The organism is Pseudomonas sp. FG13, assembly GCF_057809755.1.
On record NZ_JBMDKO010000014.1, the window covers coordinates 52575 to 68594 of the forward strand.

Sequence of the window (16020 nt, forward strand, 5' to 3'; positions counted from 1 at the left end):
TGGCGCGGGGATTTATCCCCTCGCCACAAGGTTGTCAAATGGATCGAAGTCAGCCAGACGAACTCTGCGCCTTGCGACGACGTCGACTGATCAGGCCCAACGCGCTTGCGACCACAAACAGCACGCCACCGATCTGCAACCAACGCTTGTAGGGACGCAATTCGGAACGAATCGGATCGAGGGCTTGGGTCACGTAGCGTTTGTCAGCCGCACGGAAATCCGGCTCCTGGCACTGATGACCGAAATCCCCAGCCCACGTCACATAAGGACCTTCTTTCACGTAGCGCTGATACAACGCGCTTTGTTCCTCGAGACTCGAGTTGTACGCCACGGCTCTGCACAACACCGCCGCAAATGCCTGGCTGGTATGGGGCACATTGTCCGCCGCCTTGCTTGCCAGGGCGGTGGCGACAAAACGGTAGTGATAGCGCTCGTTCGGTTGCGCGGCGCTGGCCTGCTGGCGTTGCACCTCCCCTTCGGCCACCAACGGCCCGACCTTCAGCTCAACCGGCTCCAGGCTGTAGCCGCCTCCCATGACGGCATAGTCCGGCGCCATCTCGTAACCGAGCATCTCCATGCCCCAATCGCGCGCCATCCTGGACGCATAGAAATACGCCTCGGCGCGCCGGGTCGGCCACCATTTGGACTCTGCCTCCTGGCGCAGTTGCCCGTAGGCCCGGGCCTTGTTCTGCAGATCGGGGTTATCGAAGTAAGCCGGTGCCTCGTCATACCGCCCTTCCCGCAACAAGCGACGGCCCAGCAGGTTGCGCAACTGGGCGGCGACCGGCAGTTGCACGTAGTTGTCGCGATCCTGCTGGCTCAATGGCGGTGGCGCCGGGACCTGGGCGTCGACGTACTGTTTCAATTCCTCTGCGGTCAGTACCCGCTCGGCGACTGCAGCGGCGTCGTACCAGTAGTTGCCCTGGCCACGGTAGAGCTGATCGAACGCTTGCAGGTAATCACCCCGTTGCAGGGCCAGGATCGCGCTCTCGCCTTCGACCCGGCACTTGGGCTGCACCGTTTCGTAATCCCAATCCGGCGTGCGCCGATTGCCCCAGGATTCGTCCTTTGGAAACGCCTGGGCCGCCTTGGAATAGGCCGCAGCCGCAGCCGTCTTGTCACCGTCACGCACCGCCAGTTTGGCCCGCAGCCACCAGGCCAATCCGCTGTCGCCGGCTTTTTCCACAAAGGCTTTGGCGCTGGCGTAATCGCCGTGCTGGTAGCTCACCGCCGCCAGCCGATCGGCATCATCCAGATTGCCGTGACTGCTGGCTTGCAGCAGCTTGACCAGCCTTTTATCACCGGATGGCTCCTCCCCATCCCACCAACTGACGCGGCTGAGCAAGTAGCTCGTCACCAACCGCTGCACGGCTTCGCTCTTGAGCAACTCCCTCAGGCGATCATCCGGCTGGCCATTCAGGTCCGCCGCCAGATACAACAACGAGCTGTAACCGACCTCGGAACCGTGCAGCGACTGGGTCGCATACAGCTTGATAGCACTGTCCCAGTCGTCTGCGGTATAGGCTACCCTGGCTTCTTCGCCGAGACTGGCGATAGCCAGCTCCAGCGGATCACTGAAGCCGGCAACGCTCAAGTCTCGGACCTGGCGAAACGCCGCACGGGCCTGATCCCGCGACGCCGCCGGATCTTCATTGCCCGCCTCGGTACTCACGGCAAACAAAGCCCGCCCCAGGGAATAGGCCGCCCAGGTACTGCGCAACGGGCGCTGGTCCGCTGGCAATGCCAGCAACTCCTGGAACGCCTGGGCAGCCCTCTGGTTTTCACCGGCACCAAAGGCGGCCGCGCCGATGGCGTACAACCGTAGCTCGGCCGGCAGGTTCGCCGCTTGCGCCGCGACCTCGTCGACGTCGGTCAACGCCCGCAACCGCTCCACCAACGCTTGCTGCGGTGGGGTCAGGCCAATCCGTTCAGCCTCGCTGCGCTGTGCCACGTAGGCAGACATGTCGTCGTAGTTGTAATCCGGATTGCGCGTCGCCTCACTGGCCGGCTTGAGTCCCGCGATGGCATGGCCAAGACGCTTGATCTCGAAGCGAAAGCTGCCTTCGGGTAATTCGGCCAAGGATTGGGCGCGGTTGTCCAGCAAGCGCATCGGAAACTCCGGACCACAGGCCAAGGCCTGGCCCAACGGCAAGCCGAGGCTCATACAAAACACCGGGCAGAGCAAACGACGAGGCCATTTACGGGTAGACATTGAAAGCTCCTTGTTCAATTTTTGTACAGCGCGCCCAACCCATGGCCCGTTGGGCACCGGCAGCGAGGCGACCTTCCTGAATGCGGGTGAAGGTAAGCAGTCCGGGGGTTTGTTGCAACGTATAACCCGCCAAGGCATCGACCCCATCACATGCACCAACGGCAAGTGTCACGCGTTGGGGCCAGGGGCTGTCGAGATTGCCCCGATTGGCCAACCGGATATCGTACAAACCGTCTTTTTCCTCCACCGCCAGGGCCAGGTGGCTGTCCAGTTTGTCTCCTCGAGCCACCGCGCCGAGGGTGGTCAGGCTCCAGACACGGCGGTCACCCGCCAGCGGCAAGCGAAACCAGATCAAGCCAGCCAGGTGTTTCGGCGGTTCGGCACGCAGATCCGCGGCCAGGCCAGCCACCTGTTGCGGGTCTGCCAGCAGTTCCAGCCGCTCGCCTCCTCTGTCGATGGGTACTTCGCTTTCAACCACTGGCACGCCGCTCTCTTGGGTCAACAGCGCCACGCCATAAGCCGGCAGGGCCAGGTAGAACGGCCGCCGGGTGACCTTGCTCCAGCGCTCGGCCCAGTGCCGGGCCTGTTTCGGATCGAACAACCCCTGCCGCGGGTCGCTCACCGCATGGACCTGTAGCACGCTGCTGTCCACGGCCTCCAACAACCCGGGCAGCGCGGGGCTGTCGAGCCAGGCCGGCAAGGCCGTGATACTCAACCGCAAAGTAGACGGCAAGGTCTGGCGCAACTGGCTCAGGAATGTCCCATAGGCCGGCAACCGCGCGTTACCGGCGTCATGGTCGATCTCCACGCCCACCGGTGTCAGACCCTGGGCTTGCCAGTCACTCAGCACTTGCTGGATCTGCGCAATGACCTCGTCCCGATCCAGCGTTCCGAGCTGACCGTCCAGGCGGATCACCGCAATCAGCGGCCGGCCATCGGCCTTGAGCAAGGCCGGATCGATCCGCGCACGGCTCCAGCCCGCACGGGGAAACGCCTGCAAGGCCAACACACGCAAGCTTGAGAAGTCCTGATGGCTCTGGCGCAGCGCCGATGCGTGGGCCGGCGTCCACTGGCGTTGCCAGATATAGAGTTGTTGATCGAGGGGCGCGGCGGGGGGTTGCTCGCAGCCCTGCAAAAGCAGCGCGACGAGTGCCAGCGATGTCCGGAAAAGAAAAGTCATGAACCTTCATCACCCGCTAAAACCCGGCAGATTACCGTGTCTTGCACCGAACGGGCATAGGGCCACACCATTGCGCCGAAGTTTTCATGTGTCACAACGAGGTCAGGGCCGCCGTATGCCCAACGGCCCTTCCCACGTGCGACAGGCTACGCTCAGACGTGTTTCTGCAAACCGACAGCCGTACGCGGCATGCCCACGAACCCGGGCAGGGCCTCGATCCGCGCCAGCCACTCGCGGACATGGACGTAGTCGTCCAGCGACACGTTGCCTTCCGGCGCATGGGCGATGTAGGTGTAGCCGGCGACATCGGCGATGGTAGGCGCATCACCCGCCAACCAGGTGTGGCTGCTCAAATGTTGATCGACGACTTTCAACAGACCGTGGGACCGGGCGATCACCTCCTCGGCGTTATAAGGCGCACCGAACACCGTGATCAGCCGCGCGGTGGCTGGCCCCGTATGGATTGCGCCAGCTGCCGTCGATAACCAGCGCTGCACCTGAGCGGCACCCACAGGGTCGCTCGGAAGCCAGCGGCCCTTGCCATATTTCTGCGCCAGGTACACCAGGATGGCGTTGGAGTCGGCCAGTACCACGCCGTCATCGTCGATCACTGGTACCTGACCAAATGGGTTGAGGGCCAGGAAGTCCGCCTGTTTATGCGCCCCCTTGGCCAGATCGATGAAGATGACCTCGACTGGCAACTCGAGCAGCGAAAGCATCAATTGCACACGGTGGGCATGTCCGGAAAGCGGGAAGTGATAGAGCTTGATAGGGTTCATGGTCGACTCCGCTGGAAATGACGCCGTCAGCAGAACGGCATCGATGGCGTCATCTTCCCCCTCAATTAAAAGCTAGAGAATCACCCGTAAACGCAATCCATTATTTCCTTCAGCGAAACAATGCATCAGTTTCTCAAGGCCGGGTGCCTACGCAGGGCGCTGACCGTGAAATCGACAAAACTGCGAACCCGAGCCGGTGCATTGCGCCCCCCCTGGTACAGCACATGAATCGGCAGGGGCGGCAGTTCAAAATCGGCCAGGACGATTTCCAGCTCCCCGCTGGCAATCTCCCCCGCCACTTGATAAGACAGCACACGGGTCATTCCCAGACCCTGGCAGGCTGCCGTAATGGCGGCCTGATTGGCGGTGACCACCAACCGAGGCACTGGCCGGACCGCCAGCGGTTGCCCGGCATCGAGGAAGGTCCAGCTTCTGACCTGGCCAATGGCCGAAGAGGCCACTACCGGCAGTCGCTCAAGCGCTTGCGGATGCTGGGGTCGACCGTGCTGAGCGAAAAACGTGGGAGAGCCGCAGACGACCCGCCGCACTTCACCGACGCGGACGGCGTGCTGATTGCTGTCGGGCAGCTCGCCGATGCGCACGGCAATGTCCATGCCTTCCTCGACCATGTTGACGTTGCGGTCCAGCAGCAAGGCATTGATGCTGACTTCCGGATACTGCTGCAGGTATTCCACCAGCAGGGGCGTGACGAACAACTGACCGAACAGCACCGGTGCGGTGATCGTCAGTTGCCCCCTGGGCTGGGCATGGCTGCCGGCCGCCGAATCCTCGGCTTCCTGTAGATCGCCCAGGATCCGGCGACTGTCCTCCAGAAAGCGCTGGCCGGCTTCGCTCAGGTACACGTTGCGGGTGGTGCGAACCAGCAACGGCGTGCCGATGCGTTGCTCCAACGCTGCCACCGCACGGGTGACACTGGCTGCCGACAGACCCAAGCGCCGCGATGCCGCCGAAAAACCCGACTCCTGGGCAACAGCAATAAACACCTGCATTTCCTGAAACCTGTCCATCCATCCCCCGATGAGAAATCCTGATACAAGTTTTCCAAACGCCGCAAAGCAGCGCCGCACGGCCATTGTAGGGCCTGAGCAAACGAACCGTAGCGTCACGACCCGGCTACTGATGAACAAGCTTGCTACCATCGCGCCCATCATTACCCTTTGATGACTAATAAACAGCACAGAATCCTGTGGGAGCGAGCCTGCTCGCGATAGCGGTGAATCAGTCACCATCCATATGAATGACCCGTAGCTATCGCGAGCAGGCTCGCTCCCACAAGGCTGTGTGCCTGGTTCCAGACTCCGTACAAGGCCTGTTTTCGTGAACGTTTTTTTACGCGGACTCTTTTCCCCCTTCGCCCCTTTGATCACTTTGGGCAGCCTGGTCCTGATCGTTCCCCTCGCAATGCGTATCGCACTGGGTTGGTCCGATCCGTTGGGCTACCTGTCCGACCTGGGCGTTGGCGGCTTGCTGCTAGCGCTGCTTTACCGCCGCCCCCTCTGGCTGGCCTTGCCTGTGTTGCTGGCCTGGACCGCGCTGACGTTGGCCAACATCGAGTTGATCAGCGCCGTCGGACGCATGCCCAACCCCTCGGACCTGCACTACCTGACCGATCCGCAATTCGTCGAAAACTCCAGCAGCGGCGGCTTCGCCCATCCCTGGTTGGCCACGCTGCAACTGACAGCGCTGGCGCTCTGGCTGATGGTGCAATGGCCAGGCCGCTCACACCGCGCACTGCCCTTGCCACGCCACGCCTGGGCATTGCCGGCGCTGCTCCTGCTGGTCCACGGCACCGTACAATCCTGGCGCCCCACCGGGGCGGACCAGTGGAACGTGTTCAATCTACCCCATCAACTCGCCACGGCGGCGGTCGCAACCGGGCAGGACCGGATCCAGCACTGGCTTGAAGGCGATACGGATGCCCAGATTCCGCCGATGGAAGGCCTTACCCGGCTGGACCTTGATGGAGAGAAACTGCTGACCGCGCCAGGCCAGGCGCGCAACGTGCTGGTCATCGCCCTGGAAGGCATACCGGGTGCCTATATAGAAACCAACCGCCAGGCCCTGAAAGCCGGTTATCAGGATAGCCCCATGCCGCGCCTCAGTGCCTGGGCCGAGCGAGGCATGAACACGCCCGATTATGTCCTGCACAGCCACCAGACCATCCGCGGCCTGTACTCGATGTTGTGTGGCGACTACGACAAGCTCGACGATGGCACGCCCAAGGGCGTCGAAATGCTCAACCAGACCCAGCGCAACCAGGACTGCCTGCCGGCCCAGTTGCGCCAGCATGGCTTTGCCACGCATTTCCTCCAGGGTGCGGGCCTGCGGTTCATGGCCAAGGACCGGATCATGCCCCACATCGGCTTCGATACGACCCTGGGTATGGAATGGTTCACCCAACCCGCTTACCTGGAGTTTCCCTGGGGCAAGGACGACAAGACCTTCTTCGAAGGCGCGCTGGACTACGTCGGACACCTGCAACAAACGAACAAACCCTGGATGCTCACCCTGCTGACCGTGGGCACGCATCAGCCCTACTCCGCACCGGATGACTACCTGCAGCGCTATGAAACCGCCAAACAGGCCGCCGTGGGTTACCTGGACGATGCGCTGGATAACTTCCTCATCGGGCTGGAACGCCAGGGCATCCTGAAAGACACCTTGGTGGTGATCACCTCGGACGAGTCCCATGGCATCGACGATGTACGCTTGGCGTCATCCTGGGGATTCAACCTGACGCTGGCGCCGGAACCCTTGCCGCGCATCAAGCCAGGCACCTATGGGCACGTCGACCTCACCGCCTCGATCCTCGACTACTTCGGTTTCCCGGTGCCTGCGTCGCTGTCCGGTCGTTCGATGTTCAGGGACTACACAACGGGACGGGAAATCATGTCGTTCACCAATGGCATGCTGCGCTACCACGACGGCAAGGGCACGTTCACCGAATGCGATTTCCTGCAGCGTTGCCGCTACTACGCCAGCGAAGGTTTCATCGCCGACCGGGCGACCTACGGCGGGCACTACAGCGGCCAGCGGGCCAGGCTGATCAGCGCACGGGCAACGGCCCTCAACCAGACCCTGCTACGCACGCCTCTGAACCAGCATTATCAATTCGGCAGCACCGAGAAAATTCCACTTCCCGCCCAGGTTTCCAACGACTGGACCGACAACCTGATCGGCGCCCAATACCTGGAAATGCCCCAGGGTTCGCAGACCCGCGTCAGCCTGAGCATCCGCGCCATCGAGACGGACCATACGGCCTATATTTCCCTCAAGGCCAAGGAGTTCGAGCAGGATGTGCCGATGGAACTGCCGACCGATGTAGCGGTGACGTCCGAACAACCGCTGGTGATGAACATCCGTTTCGATAACCCGCAGACCCGCAAAGCCTTTTCCTTCCATTTGCTGGGCCACGGGGAGGGTGCTATCGAGATCAGCGACTTCAGCGTCGTGACCGAGCTGCCGGGCCAGACGGACCAGCCGGAATACCTGGACGATATGCAGGAGGACAGCCAGGCCCAGTCCAGTTGAACAAAAAGCGCGCAGCCGCTGGACGGCTGCGCGTTTGTTCGGGCCTGGCCTGACCACTCACGGCGCTGTAACGCCGGGATTGATCGCTGCGCTTCAATACTTATCCACAGGGCATCGCTTCACCGGCCGGAGCCACCTGCCAACTGGTACTGAGGATAATGCGCGTGGCGTTTCGTTGAATCGGCACCAGATGATGCAGCGTGGTACCGGACTTGAGGAAATACACGTCACCCTTGAGGTGGTGGCAGGCCTTGCCGGGGTTGTCCAGGCGGTATTCCCATGCGTTCAGGTCATCCTTGTTCCCGTTGCTGTGGGGCACGCATTGCAGCACGTCGCCCCCCTCCGGGTCTTCAGGCGCCTCGATGATCCAGACCAGGGTGTAGGGGTAATCGCCCCAATGCCAACCATGGGTATCGTCTGGATGATTCAGCCGACTGATCAGGTACTGTCCGCGGTCCAGGCAGGACGCCAAGTCTTCGCCTGCGATGCTGCCGAGGAAATGGCGTAGCGACCCGGAGTGGTAAAGCGCCGGGATCACGACCCCGCCCTCGGCGATTTCCGCCTGAGGGATCACATGGATCTTGCGGTAGGGATCATGGATAAACAGGACGGTCGCATCGCGACCTGCCGAATATTCATCGAGCAACCCATGTACTTCGGACTGGAGCGCTTCCGGCATCTCGCCGGGTAGAAATGAAAAGTCCTTGAAGTGGAAATAGCCCTCTCGGTGAAACGAATTACGAACCTGCTTCATCCGGATTTCATTGCTCAAGAAATCCCGGAAGTGCCTGGAAAGTTGCTGTTCCACATCCGCCAGGATCCGACCTGTTTTTCGATTACTCATTCATTGCTCCATTCCATAGCCCGATTGTAGGACGACGGAACTGTTCGCTACAGTGCAACAGACGACAACAAACGGTAGTTTTACGCCAAATGCACACCCACCCAGGAACAGTGGCCATTCTCGTTTACGAGGGTCTTTGCGTATTCGAATTCGGTATTGCGCTGGAGATATTCGGCCTGCCTCGTCCAGAGTTGGACGTTGCGTGGTACGCCCACCGCATCGTTGCTGTCGATCCGGTCCCCATGCGGGCATTGGGGGGCATCCAAATCTCGGTCGACGCCGGGCTGGAAGAGCTGGACACCGCAGACACCATCATCATTCCCGGCTGGCGCTATCGCGACCCACCTCCGCAAGCGTTGCTGAACGCTCTCATAAACGCCCATGCCCGAGGCGCCCGCTTGCTTTCGATCTGCTCGGGTGTGTTCGTACTCGCCGCCACGGGACTGCTCGACGGTGAAACGGTAACCACCCATTGGCAGTTTTCCGATGAGCTTGCCGAACGCTTCCCTCTCATCAACGTGGACCCGAATGTGCTGTATGTCGATTCGGGGCAAATCATTACCTCAGCCGGCAGTGCCGCCGGCATCGACGCCTGCCTGCACCTGATCGCACGGGATTTTGGTACTCATATCGCCAACTCGGTGGCCCGTCGCCTGGTCATGGCGCCACAGCGAACCGGTGGTCAATCGCAATTCATCGTCGCCCCCGTGGGCAAGTCGCCGCGCAACGAACTGAGCCAGGTCCTGCAGTGGATCCGCGAACACCTGGACCAACCCCTGAGCGTGTCCGACATGGCCGCTCGCGTGGCCATGAGCGAGCGCACTTTCCTGCGTCGTTTCATAGAAACGACCGGCCTTTCGCCAAGGGCCTGGCTGCAACAGGAACGCCTGAACCGGGCCAGGGAACTGCTGGAAACTACCGATCAGAGCGCGACCGGCATTGCGCAGGCCTGTGGTTATCGCTCAGTGGAAAGTTTCCGGGCGGCGTTCAGGAACGCCGTCGGGTTGCCGCCCTCGGCCTACCGTGAAAGATTTGGCAGCGCGAAGATCAGCCGGCAAGCGTCCCGGGTTGCAGCGGCTGAACCCCATCCACCAACCGATGCCACTTGGCGTACTGCAACCGCATGATGGTCTTGCCGTCACAGATCTCCCTCACCCGATCATGCCCGAGGCCTGGTCGAGTGGCAGCTCCAGCACTTCGATTTCCTCGCCTTCTTCCAACCCGCCGCCGGCGTGTCGTTTGTCTTCGTCGTCATACTCGTCGACGAAGCCCGGCGCGGTCACTCCAGTACAGTGGTGAACACTTTGCCTGGGTTCATTAACCCGGCGGGGTCCAGCGTGCGTTTGATGGCACGCATCAACTCGATCTCCAGGGGGTCCTTGAAGCGAACTGCCGCCTCAGGCTTGGCTTGCCCCAAGCCATGCTCGGCGCTGATGCTGCCGTTGAAGGCGCTCGTCATCCGGTAGATGACTTGCATGATCGCGTGTTCATGAGTCCTGAACGAGGCGTCCGCATCGCCGAGCGGCTTGCTGATGTTGTAGTGCAGGTTGCCATCGCCCATGTGGCCATAAGAAACAATGCGCACGCCAGGAAAGTCCCGTTGCAGGGCCTTGTCGGTGCACTCGATGAATTCCGGTATCCGGCTCACGGGCACGCTGATGTCATGCTTGAGGCTCGGACCTTCATGATTCTGCGCCTCGGAAATGCCTTCGCGCAGTGCCCAGAGCGCCGCGGCTTGTGCCTGGTTGCCGGCCAATACCGCATCAATGACCCACCCACGCTCAAAGGAGTCGGCCAGGCCGTTTTCAAGCAGCAGTGCCAACGGCGCGTCGGGCACGGTGTCGCGCAATTCAATCAAGGCGTACCAGGGGTGCTTCGTTGCCAGCGGGTCGCAGCAGCCGGCCACATGGTCCAGGACAAAATCCAGGCTCTGGCGCGACATCATTTCGAAGCCCGTCAGGCGGTCGGCACACAAGCCGCGAACATGGCCGATCAAGTCCACCGCCGCCTGCGGCGAAGGCAGCGCGACCCAGGCTGTCGCCGTGCTGTGGGTCATCGGGAACAGTTTGAGCACCGCCGCCGTGATGATCCCGAGCGTGCCCTCCGAGCCGATGAATAAGTGCTTGAGATCGTAACCGGTATTGTCTTTGCGCAGCCCCCGCAACCCGTTCCAGACGCGACCGTCAGGCAGCACCACTTCCAGGCCGAGGGTAAGCTCACGCATGTTGCCGTATCGCAGCACTGCCGTGCCGCCGGCATTGGTCGCCAGGTTGCCGCCCACCGTGCAACTGCCCTCCGCTCCCAGCGAGAGCGGAAACAGGCGACCGGCCTGGTGGGCGGCATCCTGCAATTGTTGCAGGATCACCCCGGCCTCGACCGTGATGGTTTCGTTAGCCAGATCGATGTCACGGATACGTTTCATCCGGGTCAAGGACAACACCAGCTGATTGCCAGAGGGGTCAGGAATCGAGCCGCCGCACAAGCCGGTGTTGCCGCCTTGCGGCACCAAGGCAACCTGGGCGTCATGACAGATCCGTACAACCTCGGCCACCTCTTCGGTCGTCGCCGGACGTACCACCAAGGCCGCCAGGCCTTGATAAGCGTTACGCCAATCTGTCAGATAGCTTTGCATCAGCTCTGGGTCGCGCACCAATCCTGCTTGCCCGACCACCTGCTCGATGCGTTGCAGCACCTCTTGGCTCAATGATGGCATCCTCTGTCCTCGACCGGTTTACGGACGCTGCCCGAACGCCGCCTGGCTCGCCGTCCAACCCGCCACACGCTCGCTCAAGGACAACCCAAGGCCAGGGCGGGTAGGCACTAACATGCGTCCATCGCGGGTTTGCATGCGTTCGTTGAACAGAGGCTCCAGCCATTCGAAATGCTCAACCCATGGCTCGCGGCTATACGTGGCGGCCAGATGAATGTGCAGTTCCATGGCAAAGTGCGGCGCGATCATCAGTCCCGCTTGCTCGGCCAACGCCTGGACCTTGAGGTAAGGGGTAATGCCACCGACACGGGGCGCGTCGGGCATCAGGTAATCGGCGGCGCGCAGCTTGATGAATTCCCAGTGCTCGGCAACGCTGGTGAGCATTTCACCGGTCGCGATCGGCGTGTCGAATTGCAGGGCCAGCGCGGCATGACCTTCAGCGTCGTAGCAATCCAACGGTTCCTCGATCCAGACCAGGTTGAACTGCTCGAGACGTCGACACATTCGCTGCGCAGCAGGTCGGTCCCATTGCTGGTTGGCGTCCACCATCAACGGAAAGTCATCCCCCAGATGTTTGCGGATGGTGCTGACACGGCGCAGATCCAGCGCCTGGTCAGGCTGGCCGACCTTGAGCTTGATGCCCCCTATGCCCTTCTCCCGGGAAAGGTCGGTATTGATCATTAATTGGTCAAGCGGAGTGTGAAGGAACCCACCCGACGTGTTGTAGCACTGAACAGAATCGCGATGGGCGCCCAGCAAGCGAGCCAGGGAAAGATTTGCCCGCTTGGCTTTCAGATCCCACAAGGCGACATCAAACGCACCAATCGCCTGGGTGGCCAGACCGCTCCGCCCCACCGAAGCACCGGCCCAGCAGAGCTTGTCCCACAGCTTGGAAATGTCGCTGGGGTTTTCGCCAATGAGGCTGGGGGCAACTTCCTGGGCATGGGCAAATTGCCCAGGACCACCGGCGCGCTTGGAATAGCTGAATCCCAAGCCCCGATGGCCGTCCCTGGTTTCGATTTCCACAAACAGAATGGCGATTTCCGTCATCGGCTTCTGCCGACCGGTGAGCACCTTGGCGTCGCTGATGGGATTGGCCAGCGGCAGGTAGACCGAGGCCACGCGCACCCAGGCAATACGGTCGTCGTCGGAGGAAGGTATTTGCGGCGTCTCTTGCATGGCTATGCTCCGAACGTTTTGGAGTCAGCCGCTGCCGCACGGGTTCGTGTGACAGCGGCATATACGCGGGAATGAAAACAGGCCACTAACTGCGCATCAATTCGATAGCAGCGCTTTTCCTGTTGCGAATGACCGTCACCAGGTGCCAGGAGATAGACGCGGCGGCCAGGATGAGAAAGCCCGCTGAGATGGGGTTGGACAGGAAGCCGGTGAAATTGCCATCGGACAGCATCAAGCCACGACGCAAATTGGTCTCCGCCATGGGGCCCAGGATGAAACCGATGATGAACGGCGCAATCGGCAACCCGCTCTTGACGAACCCGTAGCCCAGCAAGCCAAACAGCAGCACCGCCCAGACGTCGAAGATCCGGCTGTTCAGGCCAAATGCGCCAACCACACAGAGCACAAGGATGATCGGCAACAGAATGTGCTTGGGCACCGCCAGCAGTTTGATGAACATGCGCAGTCCGTAGAACTCGAGCACCAGCATCAGGACCGAAGCGAGGATCAGCGCGGCGAAGATCGTATAGACCAACGGCGCCTGGCTGATGAACAGCAGAGGCCCCGGCTGGATGCCGTGAATCATGAAACCGCCGAGCATCACAGCCGTGGTGGTATCGCCGGGAATGCCCAGGGTCAACAGCGGAATCATCGCGCCGCCAATGCCGGCGTTGTTTGCCGTCTCGCTGGCGACCACGCCGTCGATCTTGCCTTTGCCGAACTCTTCCGGGGTTTTGGAACGTTTCTTCGCCACGATATAAGAAACGATATTCGAGGTACCGGCACCGATACCGGGCAGGATACCAATGCCCAGGCCGATCAGGGATGAACGGGTGGCATTGGGCAGTTGACCGACGAACTCCTTCATCGAAAAACCAAAACCTTTTACGCCTTTCATGCTGACGTGCTGTGGTTTGGCTCGATGGCTCAGGCGTGCGCTTTCAGCAAACTTCAGCACTTCGGCCACTGCAAACATACCGATCATGACAGTGAGCATGGCAAAGCCGCCATTGAGGCTCGGCAGGTCAAACGTAAAACGGCGGATCGCCTCGACCGGGGCAATCCCCACGGTGGAAAAGGCAAAGCCCAGGGCACCGGCGAACAGGCCTTTGACCAACGAGCCGGTGGACAGCGTGGCGATCAACGTCAGCGAGAAAATCGCGATGGAAAAGTATTCGTGCGGGCCAAAACTCAAGGCCAGATCCGCCAGGATCGGAGCGATGAACATCAGCGCGGCGATACTGAAAATAGTGCCCAGGAACGAGAACACCACGCCGATCCCCAGCGCCTTGACGCCCATTCCCTTCTTCATCAACGGCCAACCATCGAATGTCGTGGCGATCGATGCCGGCGTTCCCGGTATGTTGAGCAATATCGCCGATATCAGTCCTCCCGAGGTGGCACCGACAAACAGCGCAACCAGCAGCGCCAGGCCCGTGCCAGGGCCCATCGAGTAAGTCAGCGGCAGGCACAACGCGATAGCCATGGTGGCCGAAAGCCCGGGCACCGCACCAAAAACAATCCCCACCGCAACACCGAGTGTCATGAGGAAAAACACATAGGGAGTCAGTACGGCACCGAAGCCTTGCTGCATGAGTTCAATCATGGCCGTCTCCTAGAAATCCAATAGACCGACAGGCAGGAGCAAGTCGAAGCCATGGCGAAAAATGTAAAAGATCAACACTGACGAAACGACCGCGATGAACCCGTACAGGAGGTGCTTGACCTTCTGTTCCGCAGGGGTCAACACGATGAATTGGACGTACAGATAAAGCACGGTCATGACGATGAATCCCACGGGTTGCAGCAACGCGGTGTAAAGCAGCACCAACGCGAGGGACTTGAAAACCGTCGGATAATCAATCTGCTCGGTTTTTTCAGCGGGTTCGGCAGGTTGGTCCGGCAGCTTTCGCCACGCCCATAATTGCAACGCGCCCAACAGGCACAACGCAACGGCGAGCACCCAGGGCACAAACGCAGCATCGACGAAACTGCGGCGCGGCAGATTCAGGGTCAATACCAGATACGCCACGCCGGCACCGAGCATTGCCAGTCCGGCAATCAGCTCGTTTCTTTTATAGGAATCCATACAGGCTCCTCTTGCTGGGAAGGACTGGGCTGTCGGGTGCCAGTACGCACCCGAGCCCGTCATGCGGTGTTATTTGGCCTTACGCATCTCGTCCTTGAACTGCATGAAGCTGTCGCGGGTTTTGTTGAGGGTCGCAATGGCTTCTTCGCTGCCCTGGAAGCTGACCGGTTGCTTGAACGACTTCTTCAGCTCCTCGGCGTATTCCGGCTCTTCGGTGATCTTCTTCATCGTATCGGCCATTTTCTTGACGATGGCCGGGTCCGTACCCTTCGGGAAGGCCACGACGTAAGGCTTGTCCAGGACCAGGTCCACGCCTTGTTCCTTGAAGGTCTTGACGTCACCCAGCAGTGCGTTGCGCTCGGCGTTGGGTTGACCCAGGGCGGTCATTTTGCCGCTGGTGATGTAATCCTGGACCGAGCCATAGCTGATGGCACCGAGGTCGATGCGCTTGCCCAGCAAGGCGACGATTTTTTCGGACACTGTGCCGCTGTCGACCATTTTCAATTTCACGCCGGCCAGCTTCTCGAACATCAGCCCTTGAAGATGGGAGAAGTTGCCCATTTCGGTACCGTAGGTGATGGTGCCGGGCTTGGCCTTGGCTTTTTCAATCAGTTGATCAAGGGTGTCGATGCTCGAGCTTTTCGCCGAGACAAACACCGCACCTTTGTCGACGCCAGCGATGCAGGAGATATCAAATGCGTCAAAACGGTCCTCGGAGAGCCCTGCCACCTCGTTCACGATCAACTGGCCGGTATGGGTAAACAGAATGGTATTGCCATCCGGTGCCGCGCTCTTGACCGCATCGGCGGCAATCGTCCCGCCCCCGCCAGCCATGTTGGTGACGACCATGGGTTTGCCAGTGAGCTTGGTGAAGTACTTGGCCATCATTCGGGCATTGAAATCGGTATCACCACCGGCATTGGCAATGACCACCACCTGCACGGGTCGGCTTGGCCAGTCACTGGCGTCGGCGGCCATTGCCGTGCCGGCGGTCAGGCTCAGAAAAGAGGCGATTAAAGAGGCGCAGAATGTTTTTCTCATTATTGTTCTCCAAGTACTGCCATTCATTGGGGGTAGGAACTAAGGAGGAAACGCAAGCGACAGACACCCTCGCCTGGCTGGACAGCTGACGTCGCTTGAATGTCGATAGGGGAAAATTCGATTGCACTTGCAAGCCTGCATAAGGCTTTTCAGAAAGTGGCGAAGGCCGTTGGCGCTCTGTGGAGAGAAGCAAGGCCGACGTATTACAGACTTGCTGGGCTGCAAATGTAGAAGGCATATCGGAGCCTTTCGTTTTTATTATTTTTTGATGTCATACGTTGTCGTATGACTGAATATCATCACCTATGTCCCAGGTTGTCAACGCAGTTGTTCAGCGGTTCTTCGTGAATACGACGAACCGGCTGCCGACAGGAGCGGGTTGGGTCTGCGTTCTAGCGCACCAAGGCATGGCGTATCGAGCAGAAAAAACTTCT

The 16020-nt window shown here is 60.5% G+C and carries 12 protein-coding genes and 1 pseudogene; 2 read left to right on the forward strand and 11 right to left on the reverse strand.

Features of this window, described 5'->3' with window-relative positions:
• Nucleotides 1-49: 49 nt before the first annotated feature.
• The 4 genes from ACODTO_RS13875 to ACODTO_RS13890 form a co-directional block, all read right to left on the reverse strand.
• Nucleotides 50-2212, reverse strand: coding sequence for a hypothetical protein (locus tag ACODTO_RS13875; RefSeq protein WP_489106588.1), 2163 nt, complete (start codon nt 2210-2212; stop codon nt 50-52).
• Nucleotides 2199-3392, reverse strand: a complete 1194-nt coding sequence (locus ACODTO_RS13880) for a DUF3142 domain-containing protein (RefSeq protein WP_139641362.1) — start codon at nt 3390-3392, stop codon at nt 2199-2201. The genes ACODTO_RS13875 and ACODTO_RS13880 overlap by 14 nt, the downstream gene beginning before the upstream one ends.
• Before the next feature lie 152 nt (nt 3393-3544).
• Nucleotides 3545-4171 carry a glutathione S-transferase family protein gene (locus ACODTO_RS13885; RefSeq protein WP_175362276.1) on the reverse strand — a complete coding sequence of 209 codons (627 nt, stop codon included), beginning with the start codon at nt 4169-4171 and terminating at the stop codon, nt 3545-3547.
• A gap of 125 nt (nt 4172-4296) precedes the next feature.
• Nucleotides 4297-5199 (reverse strand): LysR family transcriptional regulator, encoded by a 903-nt coding sequence (locus tag ACODTO_RS13890; protein ID WP_139641367.1) that lies wholly within the window; start codon nt 5197-5199, stop codon nt 4297-4299.
• Between the two features lie 394 nt (nt 5200-5593).
• Here ACODTO_RS13890 and ACODTO_RS13895 point away from each other — a divergent pair, with 394 nt between their 5' ends.
• Nucleotides 5594-7723: an LTA synthase family protein gene (locus ACODTO_RS13895; RefSeq protein ID WP_489106589.1), complete on the forward strand. Its 2130-nt coding sequence runs from the start codon at nt 5594-5596 to the stop codon at nt 7721-7723.
• 100 nt (nt 7724-7823) lie between these two features.
• Here ACODTO_RS13895 and ACODTO_RS13900 read toward each other — a convergent pair whose 3' ends face one another.
• A complete protein-coding gene (locus tag ACODTO_RS13900) occupies nt 7824-8567 on the reverse strand; it encodes a HalD/BesD family halogenase (protein ID WP_139641371.1) in 744 nt (247 codons plus the stop codon).
• An 89-nt stretch (nt 8568-8656) separates the two neighbouring features.
• Between ACODTO_RS13900 and ftrA the strand changes: the two genes are divergently transcribed.
• On the forward strand, nt 8657-9694 hold the full coding sequence (gene ftrA / locus ACODTO_RS13905) for a transcriptional regulator FtrA (RefSeq protein ID WP_139641372.1): 1038 nt from the start codon (nt 8657-8659) through the stop codon (nt 9692-9694).
• On the opposite strand, the pseudogene ACODTO_RS13910 reads toward ftrA, so the two are convergent.
• The 6 genes and pseudogenes from ACODTO_RS13910 to ACODTO_RS13935 all read right to left on the reverse strand — a co-directional run.
• Nucleotides 9615-9835: pseudogene (locus ACODTO_RS13910) on the reverse strand (hypothetical protein); the annotation flags it as partial. The gene ftrA and the pseudogene ACODTO_RS13910 sit on opposite strands and share 80 nt — an antisense overlap.
• 11 nt (nt 9836-9846) lie before the next feature.
• Complete coding sequence (locus ACODTO_RS13915) at nt 9847-11280, reverse strand: FAD-binding oxidoreductase (protein ID WP_489106590.1); 1434 nt, start codon at nt 11278-11280, stop codon at nt 9847-9849.
• A gap of 18 nt (nt 11281-11298) precedes the next feature.
• Entirely contained in the window at nt 11299-12456 is a 1158-nt protein-coding gene (locus tag ACODTO_RS13920) for an L-talarate/galactarate dehydratase (RefSeq protein ID WP_139641376.1), read from the reverse strand.
• Nucleotides 12457-12541: 85 nt separating this feature from the next.
• Nucleotides 12542-14062: a tripartite tricarboxylate transporter permease gene (locus ACODTO_RS13925; protein WP_139641378.1), complete on the reverse strand. Its 1521-nt coding sequence runs from the start codon at nt 14060-14062 to the stop codon at nt 12542-12544.
• A gap of 9 nt (nt 14063-14071) precedes the next feature.
• Nucleotides 14072-14545 carry a tripartite tricarboxylate transporter TctB family protein gene (locus tag ACODTO_RS13930; protein WP_139641380.1) on the reverse strand — a complete coding sequence of 158 codons (474 nt, stop codon included), beginning with the start codon at nt 14543-14545 and terminating at the stop codon, nt 14072-14074.
• 69 nt (nt 14546-14614) lie between these two features.
• Nucleotides 14615-15586, reverse strand: a complete 972-nt coding sequence (locus tag ACODTO_RS13935; RefSeq protein ID WP_489106591.1) for a tripartite tricarboxylate transporter substrate binding protein — start codon at nt 15584-15586, stop codon at nt 14615-14617.
• Nucleotides 15587-16020 lie beyond the last annotated feature (434 nt).